General features: G+C 59.8%; 22 protein-coding genes and 1 pseudogene. 14 read left to right on the top strand and 9 right to left on the bottom strand.

What is annotated here, in order from left to right:
• The first annotated feature begins 26 nt into the window (after positions 1–26).
• Positions 27–593, top strand: coding sequence for a hypothetical protein (locus ACZ89E_RS26635; protein ID WP_149660895.1), 567 nt, complete (start codon positions 27–29; stop codon positions 591–593).
• Positions 594–759: 166 nt separating this feature from the next.
• Here the strand turns inward: ACZ89E_RS26635 and ACZ89E_RS26630 are convergent, their stop codons facing one another.
• The 5 genes from ACZ89E_RS26630 to ACZ89E_RS26610 form a co-directional block, all read right to left on the bottom strand.
• Positions 760–1338 carry a hypothetical protein gene (locus ACZ89E_RS26630; RefSeq protein ID WP_133837574.1) on the bottom strand — a complete coding sequence of 193 codons (579 nt, stop codon included), beginning with the start codon at positions 1336–1338 and terminating at the stop codon, positions 760–762.
• A gap of 96 nt (positions 1339–1434) precedes the next feature.
• Positions 1435–1650, bottom strand: a complete 216-nt coding sequence (locus ACZ89E_RS26625; protein ID WP_149660897.1) for a hypothetical protein — start codon at positions 1648–1650, stop codon at positions 1435–1437.
• Between the two features lie 113 nt (positions 1651–1763).
• Positions 1764–2354: an LON peptidase substrate-binding domain-containing protein gene (locus tag ACZ89E_RS26620; protein WP_149660898.1), complete on the bottom strand. Its 591-nt coding sequence runs from the start codon at positions 2352–2354 to the stop codon at positions 1764–1766.
• A gap of 10 nt (positions 2355–2364) precedes the next feature.
• Positions 2365–3081, bottom strand: coding sequence for an LrgB family protein (locus ACZ89E_RS26615; RefSeq protein ID WP_149660899.1), 717 nt, complete (start codon positions 3079–3081; stop codon positions 2365–2367).
• A complete protein-coding gene (locus ACZ89E_RS26610) occupies positions 3078–3440 on the bottom strand; it encodes a CidA/LrgA family protein (protein ID WP_476256732.1) in 363 nt (120 codons plus the stop codon). Before ACZ89E_RS26610 ends, ACZ89E_RS26615 begins: the two co-directional genes overlap by 4 nt.
• A 198-nt stretch (positions 3441–3638) precedes the next feature.
• Between ACZ89E_RS26610 and ACZ89E_RS26605 the strand changes: the two genes are divergently transcribed.
• The 3 genes from ACZ89E_RS26605 to ACZ89E_RS26595 all read left to right on the top strand — a co-directional run bounded on the left by ACZ89E_RS26605 (position 3639) and on the right by ACZ89E_RS26595 (position 6584).
• Positions 3639–4094, top strand: a complete 456-nt coding sequence (locus ACZ89E_RS26605; RefSeq protein WP_149660901.1) for a MaoC family dehydratase — start codon at positions 3639–3641, stop codon at positions 4092–4094.
• Between the two features lie 102 nt (positions 4095–4196).
• Positions 4197–5915 (top strand): C13 family peptidase, encoded by a 1719-nt coding sequence (locus tag ACZ89E_RS26600; protein ID WP_149660902.1) that lies wholly within the window; start codon positions 4197–4199, stop codon positions 5913–5915.
• A gap of 27 nt (positions 5916–5942) precedes the next feature.
• The gene (locus ACZ89E_RS26595; protein WP_149660903.1) at positions 5943–6584 is read left to right on the top strand and encodes an oxidoreductase; all 642 of its coding nucleotides are present in this window, start codon (positions 5943–5945) and stop codon (positions 6582–6584) included.
• Positions 6585–6679: 95 nt separating this feature from the next.
• On the opposite strand, the gene ACZ89E_RS26590 is transcribed toward ACZ89E_RS26595, so the two are convergent.
• The 4 genes from ACZ89E_RS26590 to ACZ89E_RS26575 all read right to left on the bottom strand — a co-directional run bounded on the left by ACZ89E_RS26590 (position 6680) and on the right by ACZ89E_RS26575 (position 11121).
• Entirely contained in the window at positions 6680–6964 is a 285-nt protein-coding gene (locus ACZ89E_RS26590) for a YceK/YidQ family lipoprotein (RefSeq protein WP_149660904.1), read from the bottom strand.
• Positions 6957–7604, bottom strand: a complete 648-nt coding sequence (gene ubiX, locus ACZ89E_RS26585) for a flavin prenyltransferase UbiX (protein ID WP_149660905.1) — start codon at positions 7602–7604, stop codon at positions 6957–6959. The genes ACZ89E_RS26590 and ubiX overlap by 8 nt, the downstream gene beginning before the upstream one ends.
• Complete coding sequence (gene mpl, locus ACZ89E_RS26580; RefSeq protein WP_476256731.1) at positions 7601–8950, bottom strand: UDP-N-acetylmuramate:L-alanyl-gamma-D-glutamyl-meso-diaminopimelate ligase; 1350 nt, start codon at positions 8948–8950, stop codon at positions 7601–7603. Before mpl ends, ubiX begins: the two co-directional genes overlap by 4 nt.
• A gap of 251 nt (positions 8951–9201) precedes the next feature.
• On the bottom strand, positions 9202–11121 hold the full coding sequence (locus ACZ89E_RS26575; RefSeq protein ID WP_463258568.1) for a sigma-54-dependent Fis family transcriptional regulator: 1920 nt from the start codon (positions 11119–11121) through the stop codon (positions 9202–9204).
• Between the two features lie 301 nt (positions 11122–11422).
• Here ACZ89E_RS26575 and exaC point away from each other — a divergent pair, with 301 nt between their 5' ends.
• From exaC to ACZ89E_RS26525, 10 genes and pseudogenes are all read left to right on the top strand, one after another.
• A complete protein-coding gene (gene exaC, locus ACZ89E_RS26570) occupies positions 11423–12943 on the top strand; it encodes an acetaldehyde dehydrogenase ExaC (protein WP_054052388.1) in 1521 nt (506 codons plus the stop codon).
• Positions 12944–13134: 191 nt separating this feature from the next.
• Positions 13135–14505, top strand: a complete 1371-nt coding sequence (gene eat / locus ACZ89E_RS26565; RefSeq protein WP_149660908.1) for an ethanolamine permease — start codon at positions 13135–13137, stop codon at positions 14503–14505.
• A gap of 170 nt (positions 14506–14675) precedes the next feature.
• On the top strand, positions 14676–16070 hold the full coding sequence (locus tag ACZ89E_RS26560; protein ID WP_149660909.1) for an ethanolamine ammonia-lyase subunit EutB: 1395 nt from the start codon (positions 14676–14678) through the stop codon (positions 16068–16070).
• Between the two features lie 8 nt (positions 16071–16078).
• Positions 16079–16903, top strand: coding sequence for an ethanolamine ammonia-lyase subunit EutC (gene eutC / locus ACZ89E_RS26555; protein WP_476256730.1), 825 nt, complete (start codon positions 16079–16081; stop codon positions 16901–16903).
• Between the two features lie 113 nt (positions 16904–17016).
• A complete protein-coding gene (locus ACZ89E_RS26550) occupies positions 17017–17478 on the top strand; it encodes a GNAT family N-acetyltransferase (RefSeq protein WP_034148104.1) in 462 nt (153 codons plus the stop codon).
• 351 nt (positions 17479–17829) lie between these two features.
• Positions 17830–18486, top strand: a complete 657-nt coding sequence (locus tag ACZ89E_RS26545) for a DedA family protein (RefSeq protein WP_149660911.1) — start codon at positions 17830–17832, stop codon at positions 18484–18486.
• Between the two features lie 6 nt (positions 18487–18492).
• The gene (locus tag ACZ89E_RS26540) at positions 18493–19305 is read left to right on the top strand and encodes a M90 family metallopeptidase (RefSeq protein ID WP_476256729.1); all 813 of its coding nucleotides are present in this window, start codon (positions 18493–18495) and stop codon (positions 19303–19305) included.
• A gap of 113 nt (positions 19306–19418) precedes the next feature.
• Positions 19419–19947: pseudogene (ppa, locus tag ACZ89E_RS26535) on the top strand (inorganic diphosphatase).
• Between the two features lie 231 nt (positions 19948–20178).
• Complete coding sequence (locus tag ACZ89E_RS26530; protein WP_463258571.1) at positions 20179–20916, top strand: S24 family peptidase; 738 nt, start codon at positions 20179–20181, stop codon at positions 20914–20916.
• 576 nt (positions 20917–21492) lie between these two features.
• Complete coding sequence (locus tag ACZ89E_RS26525; RefSeq protein WP_149660914.1) at positions 21493–22533, top strand: PDDEXK nuclease domain-containing protein; 1041 nt, start codon at positions 21493–21495, stop codon at positions 22531–22533.
• Positions 22534–22542: the final 9 nt, after the last annotated feature.

Here is a 22542-nt window from a genome sequence, read left to right as displayed (position 1 = left end):
CACCAACCCAATGCAAGGATTGCAATATGGCTGATATCAAGAACTCTTTTCTGGCGACACTTTCCCTGGCAGGAAAACCGCTGGTTCTCATGCAACACAAGCTGGAATATCTTCTTACCGATAAGACGCTCACACCTGAACGTCGCGCCGAATTGACGGATTATCTGGGCCGAGAAGATATCCGTAAAATGATTACTACTGCAGACTACGGCACCGTCGAACCACTGGAACTCTATTTTCGCCGTGGAAGCGAAAACTACACTATCTTCATTCGCGACCCGATCAGCTTCCGCGGTAATGCTTTCAGCATGGAATATGCCGCCCGCAGCCTGATCGCCTACAGCAGCGATTCGCCAACCCGCTTTCATTTGAGGCAGGGCCGACGGAAAGTACTGCTGACGGATTTGATCAAAGACGCAGCACCGATTGAGTTGTTCAGCCATTCCAAGGAAGTCAACATCAAGGCCGTACTCAATACTCCAGTACTTGAGCATTTCACCGATCTGCCTTCGCGCATCGACGGCAAAGAGGCGGAATTTGTACTCAGCATTATCGAGCGCAATGTCGCCCCACTGCGTGACGAAATCCAATAAGGCGGTCCGGATCACAGCGCTGACAGAAATGGCGCTGTGATCCATTGGTATTGGATGGCAAGACCAGGCCGACCAAAAACGGTCGGCCACTGTCATTTCTTTCCGCGTTTTAGAACGAAAGGCCCCGTCAAAAAAGCCATCGACCGTCACAGCCGATGGCGTACATTCACTCTGTAATGGGCACGGTTTTATCGACAATCTTGAGAACAAAAGCGACGGGCGTATTGTTCAACGCGTCATGCACCGTGGCATTGGGGTCCACATCCATGAAGTATTTTTTCCCCGCCTCGTCAGCCTTATACAAGGGTCGCCCCCTCCGCTCACTGACGATTTGCACATAAGAGGGGCCCGCGCTGAGGTGTTCAAACTTCGCTCTTTCCACACCATGCTTGCGTATTGAAAACAAATCAGCTGCCGCGCTATCGCTCACTGACAAATGAAAGGTGCCGGCCTCAATCTTTAAACGCCACCCGTCAAACATACCTCGCAACACGGCCGTCACGATGTACTTGTCGTCCTGCAAAGAAAACTTGAACAACAAAGGTTTGTCATCTTCATGATCAGCCAATGTCACAAAACTGGTACCACTGCGGTCTGTCAACGCCACTTCAACGTCCAGGCGTTCACGCCGGGTGATGCGGGGGTCCCGCAGTCTCCGCTTCAGACGCTGCTGATTAAGGACTAACGGCAATCCGTCGACATAAAGATTAGCCATGAAAGCACTGTTACTGTTTTCCAACGACATACAACCACCCACACATATTAATTTTGACGCCACCTTGCTCTTGCCGCGCATCGCCGAAGCCAAGGGGACATAGGCTCAAATTAGAATCGAAGTGTTTTAACCCGCAACCGTTATAGAACCTGCATCATCGTTCAGGCTTACGACTGGCAACTTGGCACGTTTGCGCTTGCGGCGTTCCAACACCATCGAGTCGGCATAAAAGCCGGCGCCTTCAATAATATGTTTGGAGTTGTGATCACTCGCCGCATGCTTTAACAAGTAGCGACCTGCGATATCATCCCAGAACGCCCATTCATCTTCATAAATAATCATCATCACTTCCTTGTTATTAATGAGTTACTCACTCCCTGTGAGTGAGTTCAAACTAAGGGAAGGATGACGCGTGAACAATACTGGCAAAGCATTCAAGTTAATACAAAATACCACTAGGCGAACAACTCGCCCTGCAACTCATCCAGTAACGCCTGAATCGCATCCAGACGTTGTTGCGGATCGTCGAGTTGCAACAGGTCGATCTTGTCCACTTCGGCAAACGGCAGCAAATACGCCAACTGATTGGCCAGTGATTGCTGGCCGGTGGCTTCGGTGCCCATGTTCAGCGCCTCGACCATCGGGTGCTCGGCCAGGGCTTTGAGCAATGCGACGAGGTCGGCATCTTCGTCCTGCAACGGTTGTTCCGGCTCGTCTTCCAGCCACTCGACCTCGGCAAGAGTCAGGTGATCGCGCTGCACTTCCGAGCGCAAGACGTGGAACCGCCGGCCACCCTGCACGCGAATGCCCAACAGGCCGTTGTCCTGCTGCTTGAAGTCGGTGATCAAGGCTTCGCAGCCCACCAGCGCATAACCCGCCGGGGCGATGCCAACCTCCTCGCCGTCGAGGATGCACACCACGCCGAAGCCACTGCCCTGTTTCATGCAGCGGCTGATCATGTCCAGGTAGCGCGCCTCGAAAATCTGCAAGTCGAGGATGCAACCAGGGAACAGCACCGTGTTCAGCGGAAAAAGCGGCAAGCTCATAGACATTTCCTTACACCACCATCGACACCGCCAACGGCAGGAACACCGCCGTGGCCACGCCCATCAGACTCATCGCCAGCGCCGCGAAGGCGCCGCATTCTTCACTTTCCTGCAACGCCACCGACGTACCGACCGCGTGGGCGGTCAGCCCCAAGGCCATGCCCCGGGCTTCAGGGCTATGGACACCGAGCCTCGTCAAAAGACCCGGGCCGAAAATCGCACCGATCACGCCGGTAATCAACACGAACACCGCCGCCAGCGCCGCGACGCCACCGATCTGCTCGGCAACCAGCATGGCGATCGGCGAGGTCACGGATTTGGGCGCCATGGTCATCAGGATCATGTGTTCGGCGCCGAACCACCAGCCCAGTAACACGCCCATGCCCGTGGCGACCACGCCGCCTATCACCAGCGTAGTAAATATCGGCCAGAATAACTGCCGAATCCGTCGCAGATTCAGGTACAGCGGCACCGCCAGAGCAACGGTGGCGGGACCGAGCAGAATGCTGAGGATCTCGGTGCTCTTGCGGTACTCGGCGTAGGTCAGGCCGCAGCCCACCAGAATGCCGATCACCAGCAGCATCGAAACCAGCACCGGTTGCAGGAAGATCCAGCGGGTTTTCTCGAACGCCGCGAGTACCAGTTGATAGGCGCCCAGGGTGATGCCTATACCGAACAACGGGTGGTGGATCACCGAATCGAGGGCGCCCTGCCAATCGAGGATCATGGGCGGTCTCCGCGATGGGCGTGGCGCTTGATGAGGCGCTGCATCAGCACCCCGACGAAGGCCATCGACAGCACCAACGACAACACCAGCGCGCCGGCGATGGCCCAGAAGTCGGCGGCAATGTCCTTGGCATACACCATCACGCCCACCGCCGGCGGCACCAGCAGCAACGGTAGATAACGCAGCAAACTGCCGGCGGCCAGGTTCAGCGGCTCGCCAACCTCACCACGACAAATCAAAAACACCAGCATCAGCAACAGGCCAATAATCGGCCCCGGCAGCACCGGCAACATCAGGTGGTTGATGGCTGTGCCCAGCAATTGGAACAGCACCAGCCAGGTCAGGCCACGTAACAACATCCCGCAATCTCCCCACGCGTTGTCCCCGGCAAAAAGGGGCCGGGCATTATAAGCACGCCGACGCTATAGACCGGCATTCGCCAAAAGCATGGTCAGTTGACCGGAGCAATTTGCCATGTTGATCTAAAGTGGTTCGCAGGGAGGTCAAATCCCCCCAACTCAAAACCAATAAAACCGATGAACCCAAGGAGAGTCTCAATGCCCTATGTTCCCGTTGCAGAGCTCAAAGATTATGTTGGCAAGGAACTTGGACGTTCCGAATGGCTCACCATCGATCAGGAGCGCATCAACCTGTTCGCTGAAGCCACCGGGGATTATCAGTTCATTCACGTCGACCCGGTCAAAGCCGCGCAAACGCCATTTGGCAGCACCATTGCCCACGGTTTCCTGTCGCTGTCGCTGATTCCCAAACTGATGGAAGACATCCTGATCCTGCCGCAAGGCGCGAAGATGGTGGTCAACTATGGCCTGGACAGCGTGCGTTTCATCCAGCCGGTGAAAGTCAATTCACGGGTCCGACTCAAGGTCGACATGAACGAAGTCACCGAGAAGAAACCCGGTCAATGGCTGCTCAAGGCCACCGCGACCCTTGAGATAGAAGGCTCGGACAAACCGGCGTACATCGCCGAACCGCTGTCCCTCTGTTTCGTGTAAACCATCCCGGATGCGAAGCAGCACACGCTGTTTCGCGACCTTCTCTATATATACGACACATAGCTGCGGCATACTCGGTCGCCTAATTGCCCGGATCCCGCTATGCGCTCACTTGCACTCCTTGCTTTGACCCTGATGCTCACCGCTTGCGGCGATGGTGAATCGCTGTTGTCCCCTGACGCCCGCCTGCCGGACGGCGGACGCTATCGAGGGGATCTGGTCAACGGGTTGTTGCAGGGCCAGGGGCGCATCGACTACCCGAGCGGCAGTTGGTACGCCGGCCAGTTCGACAAAGGCCAGTGGCATGGCCAGGGCGAATGGCACGGCAGCAATGGCGAAGTCTATCGCGGGCAATTCCAGCAAGGGTTGTTCGACGGCCAGGGCACGCTGACCACCAATGGCAGCAGCTACACCGGCGGCTTCAAGCTGGGCCGACGCGACGGCGAAGGCACCCTCAAAGAAAACGGCATGACTTACCGCGGTGAGTTCAAGGCCGATCAGTATTCAGGGCTCGGTCGTCTCGAACTCGAAGACGGCAGCTCGTATCAAGGCCAGTTCGCCCACGGCAAGCCCAACGGCGAAGGCCAGCGCGGCGACGCCAGTGGCAATCAGTTCAGCGGGCATTTCGTCGATGGCCAGCTGGAAGGCAACGGCACGTTCAACAGCGCCGACGGCGATATCTACGTCGGCGGTTTCAAGGACAACCAGCTCAACGGCAAGGGTCGCTACGAGAATGCCGATGGCGATGTCTGGATCGGCCAGTTCAAGGAAGGCGTGCTCAGCGGCAAGGGCGAGCTGATCGGCACCGACGGCAGCCATTACATTGGCCAGTTCAGCGATTGGCGCTTCACCGGCCCGGGCCGCTTGAACTTGGCGGATGGCAGTTTTTACGTCGGTGGCTTCGACAACGACAGTTATTCCGGGCGCGGCACCCTGGTGCTGACCGATGGCACGGTGATGAGCGGCACCTGGATCAACGGCCAGCGTGTGCGCGACGCCGACGGCAAATTGCTGCCCGACACCCTGGAACTCGGCTTGCTCGCCCAGGGCCGCTTGCTCGACGAAGCGCTGGCGGCCGTGCCCGCCTCGACCCCGGCGGTCGAGCTGTACACCCTGACCCTCGGCGGCGACGGCAAGCAGAGTGTGTTCCTGCGTGAATCCGACTATGTCGCGAACATGCTCGCCAGCCGCTTCGGCGCTTATGGGCAGATTCGCCTGGTCAACCATCGTGAACACCTCGCCGACCGGCCGATGGCCACCCGGGAAAACCTGCGCCGTGCCGCCCAGACCCTGGCCGAACGCAGCGGCCCGGAAGACTTGCTGTTCATCTACCTGACCAGCCACGGCACCAGCGAACATGAATTCGTACTCGACCAGCCGCGCATGGAACTGGCCGATCTGCCGGCCGACGAATTGGCGGCAGTCCTCGCCCCGCTGAAGAATCGCGACAAGATCATTGTCATCTCTTCCTGCTATTCCGGTGGTTTCATCCCGGCGCTGAAAGACGAACGCACCCTGATCATGACCGCGTCGCGGGCGGACCGGGTGTCCTTCGGTTGCTCCGAGGAGGCCAACTTCACCTACTTCGGCGACGCACTGTTCGCCCAGGCACTGAACCAGACCGACGATCTGGAGCAAGCCTTCAAACTGGCCAAGGCCACCGTGGCCGAGCGGGAACTGGCGGACAACTTCGAAGCCTCTGAACCGCAGATCTGGGCACCGAAAACCGTGCTCTCCCATTGGCAACTGCTGCGCAAGCAACAAGCGCGTAAAGCATTACAAAGTGCTGCTATCAGCAGCAAGGACGCCAAGCTCAACTAAGCTGAACAGTATCAAGGGGGAAACACTATGTACTTGACGCCTCAGCATGTATTGCTTGCCGGAGCTACCGGATTAACCGGCGAACATTTGCTTGATCGCTTGCTCAATGAGCCAACGATTACGCGGGTATTGGCACCTTCACGCCGGCCATTGGCCGAGCATCCCCACCTGGAAAACCCCGTCGGCGACCCGGCAGTATTTCTGCCGCAACTCAATGGTCGCGTCGACATCGCTTACTGCTGCCTCGGCACCACCATCAAACAGGCCGGCTCCGAGGAGGCGTTTCGCGCGGTGGACCTGGACATGGTGGTGGCGTTCGCCAAACGTGCACGGGAGATGGGCGCAAGGCACTTGATCGTGATCAGCGCCTTGGGGGCCGATCGCAGATCCTCGATTTTCTACAACAAGGTCAAAGGCGAGATGGAACACGCACTGCGCGCGCAGAACTGGCCGCAGTTGACCATTTGTCGGCCGTCCCTGTTGCTGGGTGACCGCCTGGAACCGCGCATGGCCGAGCAATTCGCCGGACCGTTTTCGCGCTTGATCCCGGGCAAATACCGCGGCATCGAAGCCTGCCAACTGGCCCGCGCAATGTGGCGGCTGGCGCTGGAAGAGCAAGATGGAGTGCGGGTGGTTGAGTCGGATGAGTTGCGTAAGCTCGGCAAGTAATTCTGCGGCGCCGGAGCCGACGCCTGCGCGGGCAAGCCTCGCTCCTACAGGTTGGTAGCGTTTGATCGTTCCCACGCAGAGCGTGGGAACGATCGTCAAAGTCCGCCCGTCGCCTGGAAACTCACGCCAATCACCGTCAGCAGAGACAGCGGCAACAGCAGCGTGTCGAGCAACGCACTGCCCGGCAAATCCACCCCGGGATAGCTCGGCGCTTCAGCGCCAAACCGATCCATGGCGCAGCAGCCACCGTTCATCGCATACAAATCCAGCCGCGTCCCCGAATACACCACCGGCGCCCCCGGTTTCGCGGCATCGAGCGTGCGCGCCGTGGCGCAGCCGGCCAGTTGCAGCGCCAGCACGACCACCAGCAGCTTATTCATCGCTGCTCAAATGGTGCTCGCCCCAACGCGGCAGCATGTCCTGGGGAATATTCAGCAGATTGAGAATCCGCGCGACGACGAAGTCGATCAGGTCGTCGATGGTCTGTGGCTGGTGATAAAACCCCGGCGAGGCTGGCAGGATCGTCACGCCCATGTTCGACAACTTGAGCATGTGCTCCAGATGAATACTCGAATACGGCGCCTCACGCGGCACCAGAATCAACTGGCGGCGCTCCTTCAAGGTAACGTCGGCGGCGCGTTCGATCAGGTTGTTACAGGCGCCGGTGGCGATGGCTGACAAGGTTCCGGTGGAACACGGCACCACCACCATCGCGGCTGGCGCACCGGAGCCCGAGGCCACCGGCGACATCCAGTCTTCCTTGCCATACACCTTGATCTGCCCGGCAGCGGCGCCGGTGTATTCGGTGAGGAAAGCCTGCATGGTTTGCGGCTTGGGCGGCAACGTGACATCAGTCTCGGTGGCCATCACCAGTTGCGCAGCCTTGGAGATCAGGAAATGCACCTCGCGGTCTTCACGCACCAGGCAATCGAGCAAGCGCAAACCGTACTGGGCGCCGGAAGCACCGGTCATCGCCAGCGTGATGCGTTCCGGGCCGCCGCTCTGGGCAAAAGTGTTCATTGCAGCGCCTCGGCAAGTTTGCCGTGCAGGCCGCCGAAGCCGCCGTTGCTCATGATCACCACGTGGGTACCGGGCTGGGCCTGGCTTTTCACGCGTTCGATGATGCCTTCCAGGGAATCGCTGACGATCGAGGGCACGGTGCACAGCGCGGCGGTCGCGCCCAAATCCCAACCGAGGTTGGCCGGCGCGTACCAGATCACCTGATCGGCATCGACCACGCTTTCCGGTAAACCGTCACGGTGCGCGCCGAGCTTCATGGAGTTGGAGCGCGGCTCGATGATCGCGATCAACGGTGCATCGCCGATCTTCTTGCGCAAGCCGTCGAGGGTGGTGGCGATGGCGGTCGGGTGGTGGGCGAAGTCGTCGTAGATCGTGATGCCACGGACTTCCGCGACTTTCTCCATCCGACGCTTCACGCTTTTGAACGCACTCAGCGCTTCAATGCCCATCGACGGCACGACACCGACATGCCGCGCCGCCGCCAGGGTGGCCAGGGCGTTGGCGACGTTGTGCTGACCGGTCATGTCCCACTCGACCACGCCTTGGGCAACGCCTTCGAACATCACTTCAAACTTCGAGCCGTCTTCGCTCAGCAACTTGACCTGCCACTGACCGCCGACGCCGGTGGTTTGCACCGGGGTCCAGCAACCCATCTCGATCACACGCTGCAAGGCAGGTTCTGTGGTCGGATGGATCACCAGGCCTTCGCTCGGAATGGTCCGCACCAAATGGTGGAACTGTCGCTCGATGGCCGGCAGATCGGGGAAGATGTCGGCGTGATCGAACTCAAGATTGTTCAGGATCGCTGTGCGCGGACCGTAGTGAACGAACTTCGAACGCTTGTCGAAGAACGCACTGTCGTACTCATCGGCTTCGATCACGAAGAACGGCGTACCGCCGAGGCGCGCGGACACCGAGAAATTCTGCGGCACGCCACCAATCAGGAAACCCGGGCTCATGCCCGCGTGCTCCAACACCCAGGCGAGCATGCTGCTGGTGGTGGTCTTGCCATGAGTGCCGGCAACCGCCAACACCCAGCGGCCGCGCAGTACGTGGTCGGCCAGCCATTGCGGGCCGGAGACGTAAGGCAGGCCTTTGTTCAGGACGTATTCGACCGCCGGGTTGCCACGGGACATGGCGTTGCCGATCACCACCAGGTCCGGGGCCGGATCGAGCTGCGCCGGGTCGTAGCCTTGGGTCAACTGAATGCCCTGGGCCTCAAGCTGAGTGCTCATCGGCGGATAGACGTTGGCATCGGAGCCGGTCACGTGATGGCCCAGCTCTTTGGCCAGAACCGCCATCGAACCCATGAAAGTGCCGCAGATACCAAGAATATGAATGTGCATAGTCGACCTCGTAAAACATGGCCGCAGGTTAGCCTAGGGTGGGAAAATTCGCACCTTTGTTTAAGGCTGATCGCAGAACCCGTAGGCGCGAGCGGTGCGGCGATCCGACTTGCCCGCGAAAGCAATGTGTCAGGTTGTGATCGTTCCCATGCTCCGAGTGGGAATGCAGCCCGGGACGCTCCGCGTCCCATCCACAGCCGAACGCGGAGCGTCCGTTGAGGCATTCCCACGCAGAGCGTAGGAACGATCAGTCAGGCAGAGCGGGCGATGCCGTGTTTACGCAGCTTTCGATAGAGGGTATTGCGACTGACACCGAGCTGTTCCGCCGTATGCGTCATATGCCAACGCTGTTGCTCCAACGCATTGAGCAACGCCAGCCGCTCGGCATCGTCCAGCGGATGCTCCGACGGCTCTTCCACCACCAACGCCACCACCGGTCGCACCTGGCGAATCATCGCCGGCAAATCCTCCAACCCGATCCGCCCGCCATCACACAACGCCGCCAAGGTCCGCAGCACATTGCGCAACTGCCGCACGTTCCCTGGCCAGGCGAAACCGAGCAAGGCTTCCCGTGCCGGTTGATCAATCAGCACTGCTTCCCCGCCCGCCTCTTCCGCCAGCAGGAAATCCAGCAACTGGGATTTGTCGCTGCGGTCGCGCAAGGCCGGCAATGCCACTTCCAGGCCATTGAGCCGGTAGTACAAGTCCTCGCGAAAACTGCCGTCCCGCACCCGATCCAGCAAATTTCGGTGGGTCGCGCTGATAATTCTGACGTTCACCGACTCCGGTTCCCCGCCAATCGGCACTACCTGGCGATCTTCCAAAACTCTTAAGAGCCGAGTCTGCAAAGCCAGGGGCATGTCGCCGATCTCATCGAGGAACAACGTGCCGCCATCGGCCTGCTGCAACTTGCCGCGCATGCCTTCCTTGCGCGCGCCGGTGAAGCTGCCGCCGCGATAGCCGAACAGTTCGCTTTCGATCAGGCTTTCCGGGATGGCCGCGCAGTTGAGGGCGACGAAGGCTTTGTTCGCCCGCTGACTGGCCTGGTGCACGGCTTTGGCGAAGGCTTCCTTGCCGGAGCCGGTTTCGCCATTGATCAGCAGCGGCACGTCCCGTTCGAATACGCGCAGGGACTTGCGGAAATCCTCTTGCAACGCGGCATCGCCCAGGCAAATGCCGGACAAGCGCGGACGCTCGGCCACTATCGGACTTGGCACCACCGGCACCGGAATACTCCGAGGCTGACCCCGCAGCAGCGCAAATAGACTGCGCCCATCGCGAGTGCGCAGCGGCCAACTGGCGCTGGCATTCACACTGGCACGCCCCAGCAATTCATCCAGCGAGCAATCGAAAAGCGCTTCCACCGGTTTGCCCAGCAACCCGCCGCGAATATGCCCGAGCAGGTTCAGCGCACTTTGGTTGACCGCGCTGATCCGCCCTTCGCCATCGAACGCCAACAGGCCCTCGCTGAACAGCCCGACGGACTCGGCCTGCAAGTGAAAACGCAGCAGCCATTGATTGTCGAAGTAACGCAGGAAATAACAGCTCTCGATCATCTTCGCCGAGAGGTTGACCAGGGCCATGGTGTGGAACTGGCTCTGGCGCGAGACGTCATGCCGGGCCGAGGACACGTCGAGCACCGCCAGCAGTTCGCCGTGGGGGTCGAACACCGGGCTCGCCGAGCAGGTCAGGCCGGTGTGGCGGCCGCGAAAGTGTTCGTCCTGGTGAATGGTCAGCGCCTGGCGCTCCACCAGGCAAGTGCCGATGCCATTGGTGCCTTCGCAGGCTTCGCTCCAGTCGGCGCCAAGCCAGAGCCCGGCACGCTCGAAAATCTTGCGTTCGGCGGGGGCGGTGACGCAGTTGAGGATCACCCCGCGTGCGTCGGTCAGCAGCACCGCGTGGCCGGCGCCGGAGAGTTGTTGGTGCAGGCTGGTCATTTCGTTGCCGGCGATGTGCAGCACTTGCTGCAAGCGTTCGCGGCTTTCGAGCACGCGCCCATGTTCCAGCACCGTGGGTGCCATGGTCAGGGCCGGGTCGAGGTGATAGTCCTCAAGACAACGCAGCCAGGAACGGGCAATCGACGGATCACTGCCGGGGCCGTGCAGGTGCGACTTGCCCTGGGTAACGGTCAGGACTTGCCGGGCATGGCGACTCAAATGGTTGTCGTGCATTTCTTATTATTCCCCGAAAGGGTCCACGAACCCTGCAGCGCGTTGAGGTCGAGCATCCTCCACGTCGGCGTGCTTTGCAATGCTGGCAAGGCCAGCCCCTCGCTCGCTGTGCCACAAGCGGTACAAACTGTCACCCAAGCTGTACCGAAACCGTCACAGGCACCACCCGCCTGTCCGACAAAAACCGCGCAAGGCCTTGATTTGCTTGCCCTGCAAGGCAGTGGCCCAACCTTTGCTCTACGCTTATAGCAAGCGCACATGCGCGTCTCTCTAATAAGTACAAAGCCAAGGAGAACTCACCATGCGTTACGCTCACCCCGGTACTGAAGGCGCTATCGTTTCGTTCAAGAGCAAGTACGGTAACTACATCGGCGGCGAGTTCGTCGCGCCTGTCAAAGGTCAGTACTTCACCAATACCTCGCCCGTGAATGGCCAACCGATTGCCGAATTCCCACGTTCCACGGCCGAAGACATCGACAAAGCCCTGGACGCTGCCCATGCGGCGGCCGATGCCTGGGGCGCCACGTCCGCCCAGGCGCGCTCGCTGGTGCTGCTGAAAATCGCCGACCGCATCGAGCAGAACCTGGAACTGCTGGCGATCACCGAATCCTGGGACAACGGCAAAGCCGTTCGCGAAACCCTCAACGCCGACATCCCGCTGGCGGCGGATCACTTCCGCTACTTCGCCGGTTGCATCCGCGCCCAGGAAGGCAGCGCCGCCGAGATCGACGGCAACACCGTGGCGTACCACATCCATGAACCCCTGGGCGTGGTCGGGCAGATCATCCCGTGGAACTTCCCGATCCTGATGGCCGCCTGGAAACTCGCCCCGGCCCTGGCCGCCGGTAACTGCGTGGTGCTCAAGCCTGCCGAGCAAACCCCGCTGGGCATCACCGTGCTGATGGAACTGATCGGCGACCTGCTGCCACCCGGCGTGCTGAACGTGGTGCAAGGGTTCGGCAAAGAAGCCGGCGAAGCCCTGGCCACCAGCAAACGCATCGCCAAGATCGCCTTCACAGGTTCGACCCCGGTCGGCTCGCACATCATGCACGCCGCCGCCGAAAACATTATTCCGTCCACCGTGGAGCTGGGTGGCAAGTCGCCGAACATCTTCTTCGCCGACATCATGCAAGCCGAAGAAACCTTCATCGAGAAAGCCGCTGAAGGCCTGGTGCTCGCCTTCTTCAACCAGGGCGAAGTCTGCACCTGCCCGTCCCGGGCACTGGTGCAAGAATCGATCTACGACGACTTCATGAAAGTGGTGATGAAGAAAGTCCTGTCGATCAAACGTGGCGACCCGCTGGACACCGACACCATGGTCGGCGCCCAGGCGTCCGAACAGCAATTCGACAAAATCCTTTCGTACCTGGAAATCGCCAAGGGCGAAGGCGCCGAGCTGCTGACCGGCGGCAAGGTGGAAAAACTCGAGGGCAACCTGGCGACCGGGTATTACATCCAGCCGACCCTGCTCAAGGGCACCAACAAAATGCGCGTGTTCCAGGAAGAAATCTTTGGCCCGGTGGTGAGCATCACCACGTTCAAGGACGAAGCCGAAGCCCTGGCCATCGCCAACGACACCGAGTTCGGCCTGGGCGCCGGCCTCTGGACCCGCGACATCAACCGCGCCTATCGCATGGGCCGCGCCATCAAGGCCGGTCGTGTGTGGACCAACTGCTACCACCTGTACCCGGCGCATGCCGCGTTCGGTGGTTACAAAAAGTCCGGCGTCGGGCGTGAAACCCACAAGATGATGCTCGATCACTATCAGCAGACCAAAAACCTGCTGGTGAGCTACGACATCAATCCGTTGGGCTTCTTCTAAACCCGACGCGGGACCGCGTAACGGCCATCGCGGGCAAGCCTTGCTCCTACGGGAGCGTGGCTTGCTCGCGATGACGCCCTCAAACACACCGTAAATCATCGCCCTGCCGCTCTGGCACGGGCTTTGCGTGCCTGCTGTACCGCCACACCCGAAAGTCCAACCGATCAAACAATAAAAAATAGAGAGGACTTATGACTTCTACTACACAGCTCAAACCCACACTCGGCACCCTGCATTTATGGGGCATTGCCGTCGGCCTGGTGATTTCCGGCGAGTACTTCGGCTGGAGTTACGGCTGGGGCACCGCAGGCACATTGGGTTTCCTCGTCACCGCCCTGATGGTGGCGACGATGTACACCTGCTTCATCTTCAGTTTCACCGAACTGACCACCGCGATTCCCCACGCGGGCGGGCCGTTTGCCTACAGCCGACGGGCGTTTGGCGAAAAAGGCGGATTGATCGCCGGCATCGCCACCCTGATTGAATTCGTCTTTGCGCCACCGGCGATTGCCATGGCCATCGGCGCGTACCTCAACGTGCAGTACCCGGAGCTGGACCCGAAGATTGCGGCGGTCGGCGCCTACTTCGTGTTCATGACCTTGAACATTCTCGGCGTCAGCATCGCCGCGACCTTTGAGCTGGTGGTCACCGTGCTCGCGGTCGCCGAATTGCTGGTGTTCATGGGCGTGGTCGCGCCGGGCTTCAGCTTCAGCAACTTCGTGCTCAACGGCTGGTCGGGTTCCAACGAATTCACCATGGCCTCGATCCCCGGGATCTTTGCGGCGATTCCCTTTGCGATCTGGTTCTTCCTCGCCATCGAAGGCGCGGCCATGGCGGCCGAGGAAGCCAAGGACCCGAAACGCACGATTCCCAAGGCTTACGTCAGCGGCATCCTGACCCTGGTGTTCCTCGCTATCGGCGTGATGGTGATGGCTGGCGGCGTTGGCGACTGGCGCCAACTGTCGAACATCAACGATCCGCTGCCCCAGGCGATGAAAGCCGTAGTCGGCAACAATTCGAGCTGGATGCACATGCTGGTCTGGATCGGTCTGTTCGGTCTGGTGGCGAGTTTCCACGGGATCATTCTGGGTTATTCGCGACAGTTCTTCGCCCTGGCCCGCGCCGGTTATCTGCCTAAAGGCCTGGCCAAACTCTCGCGCTTCCAGACCCCGCACCGGGCGATCCTGGCCGGCGGCGTGATCGGCATCGCCGCGATCTACAGCGATGGCCTGGTCAACCTGCAAGGCATGACCCTGACAGCGGCGATGATCACCATGTCGGTGTTCGGCGCCATCGTGATGTACATCATCAGCATGCTCAGCCTGTTCAAACTGCGCAAAACCGAGCCGAACCTGGAACGCACCTTCCGCGCGCCGGGCTATCCGATTGTGCCGGGGATCGCGCTGTTTCTGGCGGTGGTGTGTTTGATTGCGATGGCGTGGTTCAACACGGTGATTGGCCTGGTGTTCCTCGGGTTCATGGCGGCGGGTTATCTGTACTTCCAGTTGACCGCCAAGCAGCGCGCCGACGCGCCGGCAGACGCTATGCTCGAAGGTATCTGAGTTGCACCGGTGCCGGGCTCAATGCCCTATTTGAGAGCACCCCTGCTCCGTAGGAGCGAGGCTTGCCCGCGAAGAACGATAATGCGGTCCGACAGATTCACCGCGTCATCGTTCTTCGTGGGCAAGCCTCGCTCCTACGGGCCACACTTTTATCAGGAGGACCCCGTCCCATGGCCGCATTTGCCCATTCCGTCGGCGCCCAGACCTACCGTTTCGACAGCCTCAAGGACGTCATGGCCAAGGCCAGCCCGGCGCGTTCCGGGGACTTTCTGGCCGGCGTCGCCGCGCTCAACGATGGCGAGCGTGTGGCCGCGCAAATGGCGTTGGCCGACATCCCGCTGACACACTTCCTACAAGAAGTACTGATTCCCTACGAGGCCGATGAAGTCACCCGATTGATCATCGACACTCACGACAAACAAGCCTTCGCCGTGGTCAGCCACCTCACCGTCGGCGGTTTTCGCGACTGGCTGCTCAGCGACGCCGCCGACGAGCAGAGCCTACGCGCCCTCGCCCCCGGCCTGACCCCGGAAATGGCCGCCGCCGTGTCGAAGATCATGCGCGTGCAGGACTTGGTGCTGGTGGCGCAGAAGATCCGCGTGGTCACGCAATTCCGCGGCACCATGGGCCTGCGCGGTCGCTTATCCACACGCCTGCAACCCAATCACCCGACCGACGAACCGGCCGGCATCGCCGCGAGCATTCTCGACGGCCTCCTGTACGGCAACGGCGATGCAATGATCGGCATCAACCCGGCCACCGACAGCATCGCCTCGATCTGCGCCATGCTGGAAATGCTCGATGCGATCATCCAGCGCTACGACATTCCGACCCAGGCCTGCGTGCTGACCCACGTCACCACCTCCATCGAAGCGGTGAACCGTGGCGTGCCCCTGGACCTGGTGTTCCAGTCGATCGCCGGCACCGAAGCGGCCAACGCCAGTTTCGGCATCAACCTCAACGTATTGCAGGAAGGCTACGACGCCGGTTTGAGCCTGAATCGCGGGACCCTCGGCCAGAACCTGATGTATTTCGAAACCGGCCAGGGCAGCGCTTTGTCAGCTAATGCCCACCACGGCATCGATCAACAGACCTGCGAGACGCGGGCTTACGCCGTGGCGCGACATTTCAAACCGTTTTTGGTGAACACCGTCGTAGGATTTATCGGCCCGGAATACCTCTACAACGGCAAACAGATCATCCGCGCCGGCCTCGAAGACCACTTCTGCGGCAAACTGCTCGGCGTGCCGATGGGTTGCGACATCTGCTACACCAACCACGCCGAAGCCGACCAGGACGACATGGACACCCTGCTGACCTTGCTGGGCGTGGCCGGGATCAACTTCATCATGGGCATCCCCGGCTCCGACGACATCATGCTCAACTACCAGACCACCTCGTTCCACGACGCCCTTTACGCCCGGCAAACCCTGGGCTTGAAACCGGCGCCAGAGTTCGAGCAGTGGCTGGCGAACATGGGCATCTTTACCCAGGCCGACGGCAAGGTTCACTTCGGCAACAACCTGCCGCCGGCCTTCCGCCAGGCTTTGGCGCAACTGGGATGAGTGTTGATATGGATAAACCACCCGTCGATCCGCAAAACCCGTGGCTGGAACTGCGGCGCCTGACCCCGGCGCGCATAGCCCTGGGCCGAACCGGCACCAGCCTGCCGACCAAGGCGCAACTGGATTTCCAGTTCGCCCACGCCCAGGCCCGGGATGCTGTGCATTTGCCGTTCGACCACGCCGGGCTCAGCGCGCAACTGGCCGAGCGCGGCCGGGAAAGTCTGCTGTTGCACAGCGCTGCCACGGACCGGAACAGTTATTTGCAGCGCCCGGATCTGGGGCGCAAGTTGAGCGACGAGTCGGCGCAGACCCTGCGTGATTACGCCTCGGCCCATCCGGGCGGCGTGGATTTGGTGATCGTGGTCGCCGATGGCCTGTCGGCGTTGGCGGTTCATCGCCATACCGTGCCGTTTCTGACACGCATGGAGGAACAGTCTGCGGCGGATGGCTGGTCCATGGCGCCGGTGATCCTGGTGGAACAAGGTCGAGTCGCGGTGGCCGACGAAATCGGCGAGTTGCTGGGCGCGAAAATGGTGGTGATCTTGATTGGTGAACGCCCTGGGCTCAGCTCTCCTGATAGTCTGGGTTTATATTTCACCTACAATCCAAAGATTGGCCTGACCGATGCTTATCGCAACTGCATCTCCAATGTCCGACTGGAAGGCCTCAGTTACGGCATGGCGGCGCACCGCTTGCTGTACCTGATGCGCGAAGCCTGTCGGCGGCAGTTGTCGGGGGTCAATCTGAAGGACGAAGCCCAGGTTCAGACACTGGAGTCGGACGCTGGGGCGGACATGAAAGGAAATTTCCTACTCAGCCCGCCGGATGCCTGAACCGTTTCCGCATTGCGTTTCTGATTCGTTTTCAGGCAGGATCGACGCACGGCCGCCAGGGGTTTCCCATCGCCGTCACGCACGTAAGCCAGCCATTTGAAGCGAGACCTACCATGCGGATTATTCAAGCGACCCTCGAACACCTGGACCTGCTGACCCCGTTATTCGTCAAATACCGCGAGTTTTACGGCTCCCTGCCTTACCCGGACTCGTCCCGGGCGTTCCTCGAAAAACGCCTGCGTCGCAAGGAATCGGTGATTTACCTGGCCCTGTCCGATGACGACAACAACAAACTGATGGGTTTCTGTCAGCTGTACCCGAGCTTTTCGTCGCTGTCGCTTAAACGCGTGTGGATCCTCAACGACATCTACGTCGCCGAAGACGCCCGCCGCCAACTGGTGGCCGACAACCTGATTCGCACCGCGAAGAAAATGGCCAAGGAAACCAACGCCGTGCGCATGCGCGTTTCCACCAGCAGCAACAACGAAGTGGCGCAGAAAACTTACGAGTCGATCGGCTTCAAGGAAGACACCGAATTCAAGAACTACGTGTTGCCGATTAGCGACGAGTTATAACAACACCGGGGCGTGGCCTGGTCTTTGGCGAGGGCGCTTTTGTGGCGAGGGGGCTTGCCCCCGTTCGGCTGCGAAGCCGTCGTAATCCAGACGCTGCGGCACTCCCAGGATTGCAGGGGCCGCTTCGCGACCCAACGGGGGCAAGCTCCCTCGCCACAAGGATTTGTGTGCAGCCTGTCGGCCACTGATTACCCGCGACATCCCCCGCTACAAACTCGACGCGCTTTTCACTATTCCCGCCGTATAATCCCGAGCTTCCCGGCTTGTAAGAAAAACTACACCCGCATGTAGTCTTACACGAAGTCATATGCACAGGTCTGCTGAGCCGGACCATCACCACAGGTGCCCCCCATGGATTTCAACCCGATCGACCTTATCCTGCATCTCGATGTGTACCTCGACATGCTGGTAACCAATTACGGTCCATGGATCTACGCCATTCTGTTCCTGGTGATCTTCTGCGAAACCGGCCTGGTGGTGATGCCGTTCCTGCCGGGTGATTCCCTGCTCTTTATCGCCGGCGCCGTCGCGGCCGGTGGCGGCATGGACCCGGTATTGCTGGGCGGCCTGCTGATGCTGGCGGCGATCCTCGGCGACAGCACCAACTATGTGATTGGACGAACGGCGGGCGAGCGCCTGTTCAGCAACCCGAATTCGAAAATCTTCCGCCGCGACTACCTGCAACAAACCCACGATTTCTACGACAAGCACGGCGGCAAAACCGTGACCATGGCGCGCTTCCTGCCGATCATCCGTACCTTCGCACCGTTCGTCGCCGGCATCGCCCGGATGCCTTACCCGAGGTTCTTCTTCTTTAGTGTGCTGGGCACGATCCTGTGGGTCGGCGGCCTGGTGACCCTCGGCTACTTCTTCGGCAACGTCCCGTTCATCAAGAAAAACCTGTCGTTGCTGGTGGTGGGCATCATCCTGCTGTCGCTGGTACCGATGATCATCGGCGTCGTGCGCAGCCGCTTCGGCGGTTCGAGCTCCAAAGCCGAAACCCGCTAAGCCCCCATGTGGTCCCTGAGCGCCTGGCGTCGCCGGCGCATCCTGGCCAGGCACCCGATTGCCGACGACATGTGGCAGCGGGTGCGCCAGCACTTGAGCTTTCTCGACGGCATCAGCGCCGCCGAGGACCAGTGGCTGCGTGAAGCCAGCGTGCTGTTTCTGGAAGACAAACACCTGACCGCCCTGCCCGGCGTCGAACTCCATCAGGAGCAACGCCTGCTGCTCGCCGCCCAGGCGCAATTGCCGCTGCTGAACCTCGGCGACCTGAACTGGTATCAGGGCTTTCACGAAATCGTCCTCTACCCCGGCGACTTCCTCAGCCCCCAGCGTCATCGCGATGCCAGCGGCGTCGAACACGAATGGGACGGCGAACACAGCGGCGAAGCCTGGCAGCAAGGCCCGATCATCCTGGCCTGGCCCGGCGTCATGGCCAGCGGCGGCTGGGAAGGCTACAACCTGGTGATTCACGAACTGGCGCACAAACTCGACATGCTCAACGGCGATGCGAACGGCCTGCCGCCGCTGCACCCCGACATGCGCGTCAGTGACTGGGCCAAGGTCATGCAACAAGCCTACGATGACCTCAACCGGAAACTTGACCGTCATCCGGACGCCGAAACCGCCATCGACCCCTATGCCGCCGAGAACCCGGCGGAGTTCTTCGCCGTCACCAGCGAGTACTTCTTCAGCGCCCCGGATTTGCTGCACGAGGCTTATCCACAGGTCTACGAGCAGTTGCAGCTGTTTTACCGCCAGGACCCGCTGGCCCGGTTGCAGCAACTTCTGGCCGAGAACCCGGTCTATCAGGCACACGACTAAGGTCTACACGACCTCTGGCACATAGCAACGGTGGCGGAATATGCCTATAATCGCCGCCACTTTTTGGTCAATCCGGCCAAGTGTTTTTGGTCAACTAACGGGGGCACCGCCCAATGAGCTACAGCAAGATTCCGGCTGGCAAAGACCTGCCGAACGACATCTACGTCGCGATCGAGATTCCGGCCAACCACGCGCCGATCAAGTACGAAATCGACAAAGACAGCGATTGCCTGTTCGTTGACCGTTTCATGGCTACCCCGATGTTCTACCCCGGCCAACTACGGTTTCATCCCGAACACCCTGGCTGACGACGGTGATCCCCTCGACGTGCTGGTCGTGACCCCTTACCCGGTTGCCCCAGGTTCCGTGATCCGCGCCCGTCCAATCGGCATCCTGCACATGACCGACGACGGCGGCGGCGATGCCAAAGTCATCGCAGTCCCACACGACAAGCTGTCCCAGCTGTACGTCGACGTGAAGGAATGCAGCGACCTGCCACAACTGCTGATCCAGCAGATCGAGCACTTCTTCGCGAACTACAAAGACCTCGAAAAAGGCAAATGGGTGAAGATCGAAGGTTGGGGCGACTCCGAAGCCGCTCGCACCGAGATCATGAAGTCGGTTGCTGCCTACAAGGGCTGAAGCCAGCTTTAAGCTGCAAGCTTTAAGCTTCAAGAAGAACCCCGGTTGATCCGGGGTTTTTTGTGGGCGCCGACAAATGCCGACTTAAACAAGGCGTTTAACTGACTGGCCGTTTGGTTTTTTATTGTTTAAAAATCCCGAAAAGCGTCTTACATCCGGTCGTAAAATTCCCGCTCAATTTGAACGGTTCGTTTATTCAAACCCCTCCCCCGCGCCCGTAAACTCGCGCTCATGAAAAAGAACACTAGCGGTCCACGGTTTAAAGCGCTGCTCAAAGCGGCGAACATCTCGACAACAGGATTCGCCGAATTCCTGAACACGGCGCCGCAAAACGTCCACAACTGGTACACCCGCGGTGTGCCCGCCCACTGCATGGAAGAAGTCGCCCGAAAGCTGTCCGTCAACAGCAACTGGCTCAAAGCCGCCGAAGGCCCCAAAGACCTGTGCCTGTTCGACGAGTCTGCCAACACCTACGACGCCCAGGCCATCCGAGGCGTCTATACCGTCGTCGAACCCACCGATGTCGAGCTGTCCTTCTACAAAGAAATGCCTGTCACGCCCGGCTCCAGCAAAACCCACGTCATCGAAGACAACAGCCACCCCATCCGCCTGCCCCGCAGCTATCTCGACGCCCTGGAAATCGACCATAAAGACGCCATCTGCGCCCACATGATCGGCAACAGCATGGCCGAGAAGATAGAAGACGGTTCAACCCTGGCCATCGATCGCGGCCTGACACAGATCATCGACGGGGAGATTTATGCGATCGAGCATGACGGCATGTTGCGAATCAAATACCTGCACCGAATGCCCGGGAACGGGTTGCGACTGCGCAGCCACAACAGCGCAGAGTATCCGGATGAGGTTTTTCGGGCGGCGCAGATCGAGGAGCAGAACATTCGGGTATTGGGCTGGGTGTTCTGGTGCTCAACGCTGAACAAGCGACGGCCGCCGGTGCCGTTCCTGTAACGCATGCAATCCATTGTCGCGAGGGGGCTTGCCCCCGTTCGACTGCGCAGCAGTCGTAAACCCGTCAATCGCGGTCTTCCCTTGACACCGCAAATTATGGTTTTACGACTGCTGCGCAGCCGAACGCAGCCTTCGGCAACTGCTACACATCAGCGCAATCGCTCTACCCTGCACTTCCTACTGGGAATCCCCCAAAAAAATCAGTATGCTGCGCCCCACATTTGCGATCACCCCGCCCCGCGGCGCTGATCGCACCGACAAGGCAGATGATTTTCTCGCCAAGTCCCACAGCCGGACGCAAGATCCGGGTGTACGTTTTGAAGGCTGGCGCGGTTTACCAAAAATGAACCAAGCCAGTCCCCGAGAAGCCGGCCACAAGCCGGCTTTTTAATGCCTGTCGAAAAGTCCCCTGTCCAGCTTCAGCAGTGCAGCAACCTTTCTCTCTATCAGCGATAGAAACCTAAAAGTAAGCCGCTTCGCTTTCTTCTGAAGGAAACTTCCTGGAAAGCCAAACCCGCTTGCGCCTGATAAATGCGCTGTCTAGCCTTCGGCCGAAAGAGCTCAAAGGACAAAAGCGTGAGCGACACCCCCGCAGGCCTGACCACGCCCCCCGAAGGCTACGGTGATTGGCTGATCGACCTCAAAAGCCGCATCCACAATGCCCAGCAGCGCGCCGCGCTGGCGGTGAATCGCGAGTTGGTTCTGCTCTATTGGCAGATCGGGCAGGATATTTTGTCCCGCCAGGCCCAACAGGGCTGGGGAACCAAGGTGATCGACCGCTTGGCTCAGGATTTGCGCGCGGCGTTTCCGGATATGAAAGGATTTTCGCCACGTAACCTGAAGTACATGCGCGCATTTGCCGAAGCTTGGCCGGACTCGGAATTTGTGCAACAAGCTGCTGCACAATTGCCTTGGGGTCACAATTTAGTGCTGCTAGACAAGCTCCACGCCCCTGAAACCCGCCGCTGGTACGCAGCCAAAGCCATCGAGCACAACTGGTCGCGCAACATTTTAGTGATGCAGATCGAAACCCGTCTGCTGGAGCGCAGCGGCAACGCAGTCAGTAACTTCGATAGTCAGTTGCCTAAACCGCAATCCGACCTTGCCCGCGAAACACTGAAAGACCCTTACCGTTTCGACTTCCTCGGCCTAACCCTTGATGCCCAGGAGCGCGAGATCGAAAACGCCTTGGTGAAGCACGTCACCGATTTCTTATTGGAGCTGGGCGCAGGCTTTGCCTTCGTCGGCAAGCAAGTGCTGCTGGACGTAGGCGGTGACGAGTTTTTCATCGACCTGCTGTTTTATCACCTCAAGCTGCGTTGCTATGTGGTGATCGAACTCAAGGCTGGCAAGTTCAAACCCGGGCATTTGGGGCAACTGGGTTTTTACCTCGCCGCCGTGGATGCCCAACTCAAACATCCGCAGGACGGCCCGACCATTGGCCTGTTGCTATGCAAGAGCAAGAACACGGTAGTGGCCGAATATGCCCTGCGTGATAACGCCCGCCCCATTGGCGTGGCCGAATATCAATTAGTGGAGTCCTTGCCGGCAGAGCTGCAAACCAGCCTGCCCAGCATTGAGCAGATTGAGCGTGAGCTGGCCAGTGATGACGTCTAGATTCACTTT

The organism is Pseudomonas sp. TE3899, from assembly GCF_056279105.1.
Note: the sequence above shows the minus strand (reverse complement) of the source record. Positions and strands in the feature narration are given on the sequence as shown.

Bases quoted from the DNA above. Each gene is read 5' to 3' on its own strand.
- ACZ89E_RS26635 (WP_149660895.1), top strand. From the start codon at position 27: ATGGCTGATATCAAGAACTCTTTTCTGGCGACACTTTCCCTGGCAGGA.
- ACZ89E_RS26630 (WP_133837574.1), bottom strand. From the start codon at position 1,338: ATGTCGTTGGAAAACAGTAACAGTGCTTTCATGGCTAATCTTTATGTC.
- ACZ89E_RS26625 (WP_149660897.1), bottom strand. From the start codon at position 1,650: ATGATTATTTATGAAGATGAATGGGCGTTCTGGGATGATATCGCAGGT.
- ACZ89E_RS26620 (WP_149660898.1), bottom strand. From the start codon at position 2,354: ATGAGCTTGCCGCTTTTTCCGCTGAACACGGTGCTGTTCCCTGGTTGC.
- ACZ89E_RS26615 (WP_149660899.1), bottom strand. From the start codon at position 3,081: ATGATCCTCGATTGGCAGGGCGCCCTCGATTCGGTGATCCACCACCCG.
- ACZ89E_RS26610 (WP_476256732.1), bottom strand. From the start codon at position 3,440: ATGTTGTTACGTGGCCTGACCTGGCTGGTGCTGTTCCAATTGCTGGGC.
- ACZ89E_RS26605 (WP_149660901.1), top strand. From the start codon at position 3,639: ATGCCCTATGTTCCCGTTGCAGAGCTCAAAGATTATGTTGGCAAGGAA.
- ACZ89E_RS26600 (WP_149660902.1), top strand. From the start codon at position 4,197: ATGCGCTCACTTGCACTCCTTGCTTTGACCCTGATGCTCACCGCTTGC.
- ACZ89E_RS26595 (WP_149660903.1), top strand. From the start codon at position 5,943: ATGTACTTGACGCCTCAGCATGTATTGCTTGCCGGAGCTACCGGATTA.
- ACZ89E_RS26590 (WP_149660904.1), bottom strand. From the start codon at position 6,964: ATGAATAAGCTGCTGGTGGTCGTGCTGGCGCTGCAACTGGCCGGCTGC.
- ubiX (WP_149660905.1), bottom strand. From the start codon at position 7,604: ATGAACACTTTTGCCCAGAGCGGCGGCCCGGAACGCATCACGCTGGCG.
- mpl (WP_476256731.1), bottom strand. From the start codon at position 8,950: ATGCACATTCATATTCTTGGTATCTGCGGCACTTTCATGGGTTCGATG.
- ACZ89E_RS26575 (WP_463258568.1), bottom strand. From the start codon at position 11,121: ATGCACGACAACCATTTGAGTCGCCATGCCCGGCAAGTCCTGACCGTT.
- exaC (WP_054052388.1), top strand. From the start codon at position 11,423: ATGCGTTACGCTCACCCCGGTACTGAAGGCGCTATCGTTTCGTTCAAG.
- eat (WP_149660908.1), top strand. From the start codon at position 13,135: ATGACTTCTACTACACAGCTCAAACCCACACTCGGCACCCTGCATTTA.
- ACZ89E_RS26560 (WP_149660909.1), top strand. From the start codon at position 14,676: ATGGCCGCATTTGCCCATTCCGTCGGCGCCCAGACCTACCGTTTCGAC.
- eutC (WP_476256730.1), top strand. From the start codon at position 16,079: ATGGATAAACCACCCGTCGATCCGCAAAACCCGTGGCTGGAACTGCGG.
- ACZ89E_RS26550 (WP_034148104.1), top strand. From the start codon at position 17,017: ATGCGGATTATTCAAGCGACCCTCGAACACCTGGACCTGCTGACCCCG.
- ACZ89E_RS26545 (WP_149660911.1), top strand. From the start codon at position 17,830: ATGGATTTCAACCCGATCGACCTTATCCTGCATCTCGATGTGTACCTC.
- ACZ89E_RS26540 (WP_476256729.1), top strand. From the start codon at position 18,493: ATGTGGTCCCTGAGCGCCTGGCGTCGCCGGCGCATCCTGGCCAGGCAC.
- ACZ89E_RS26530 (WP_463258571.1), top strand. From the start codon at position 20,179: ATGAAAAAGAACACTAGCGGTCCACGGTTTAAAGCGCTGCTCAAAGCG.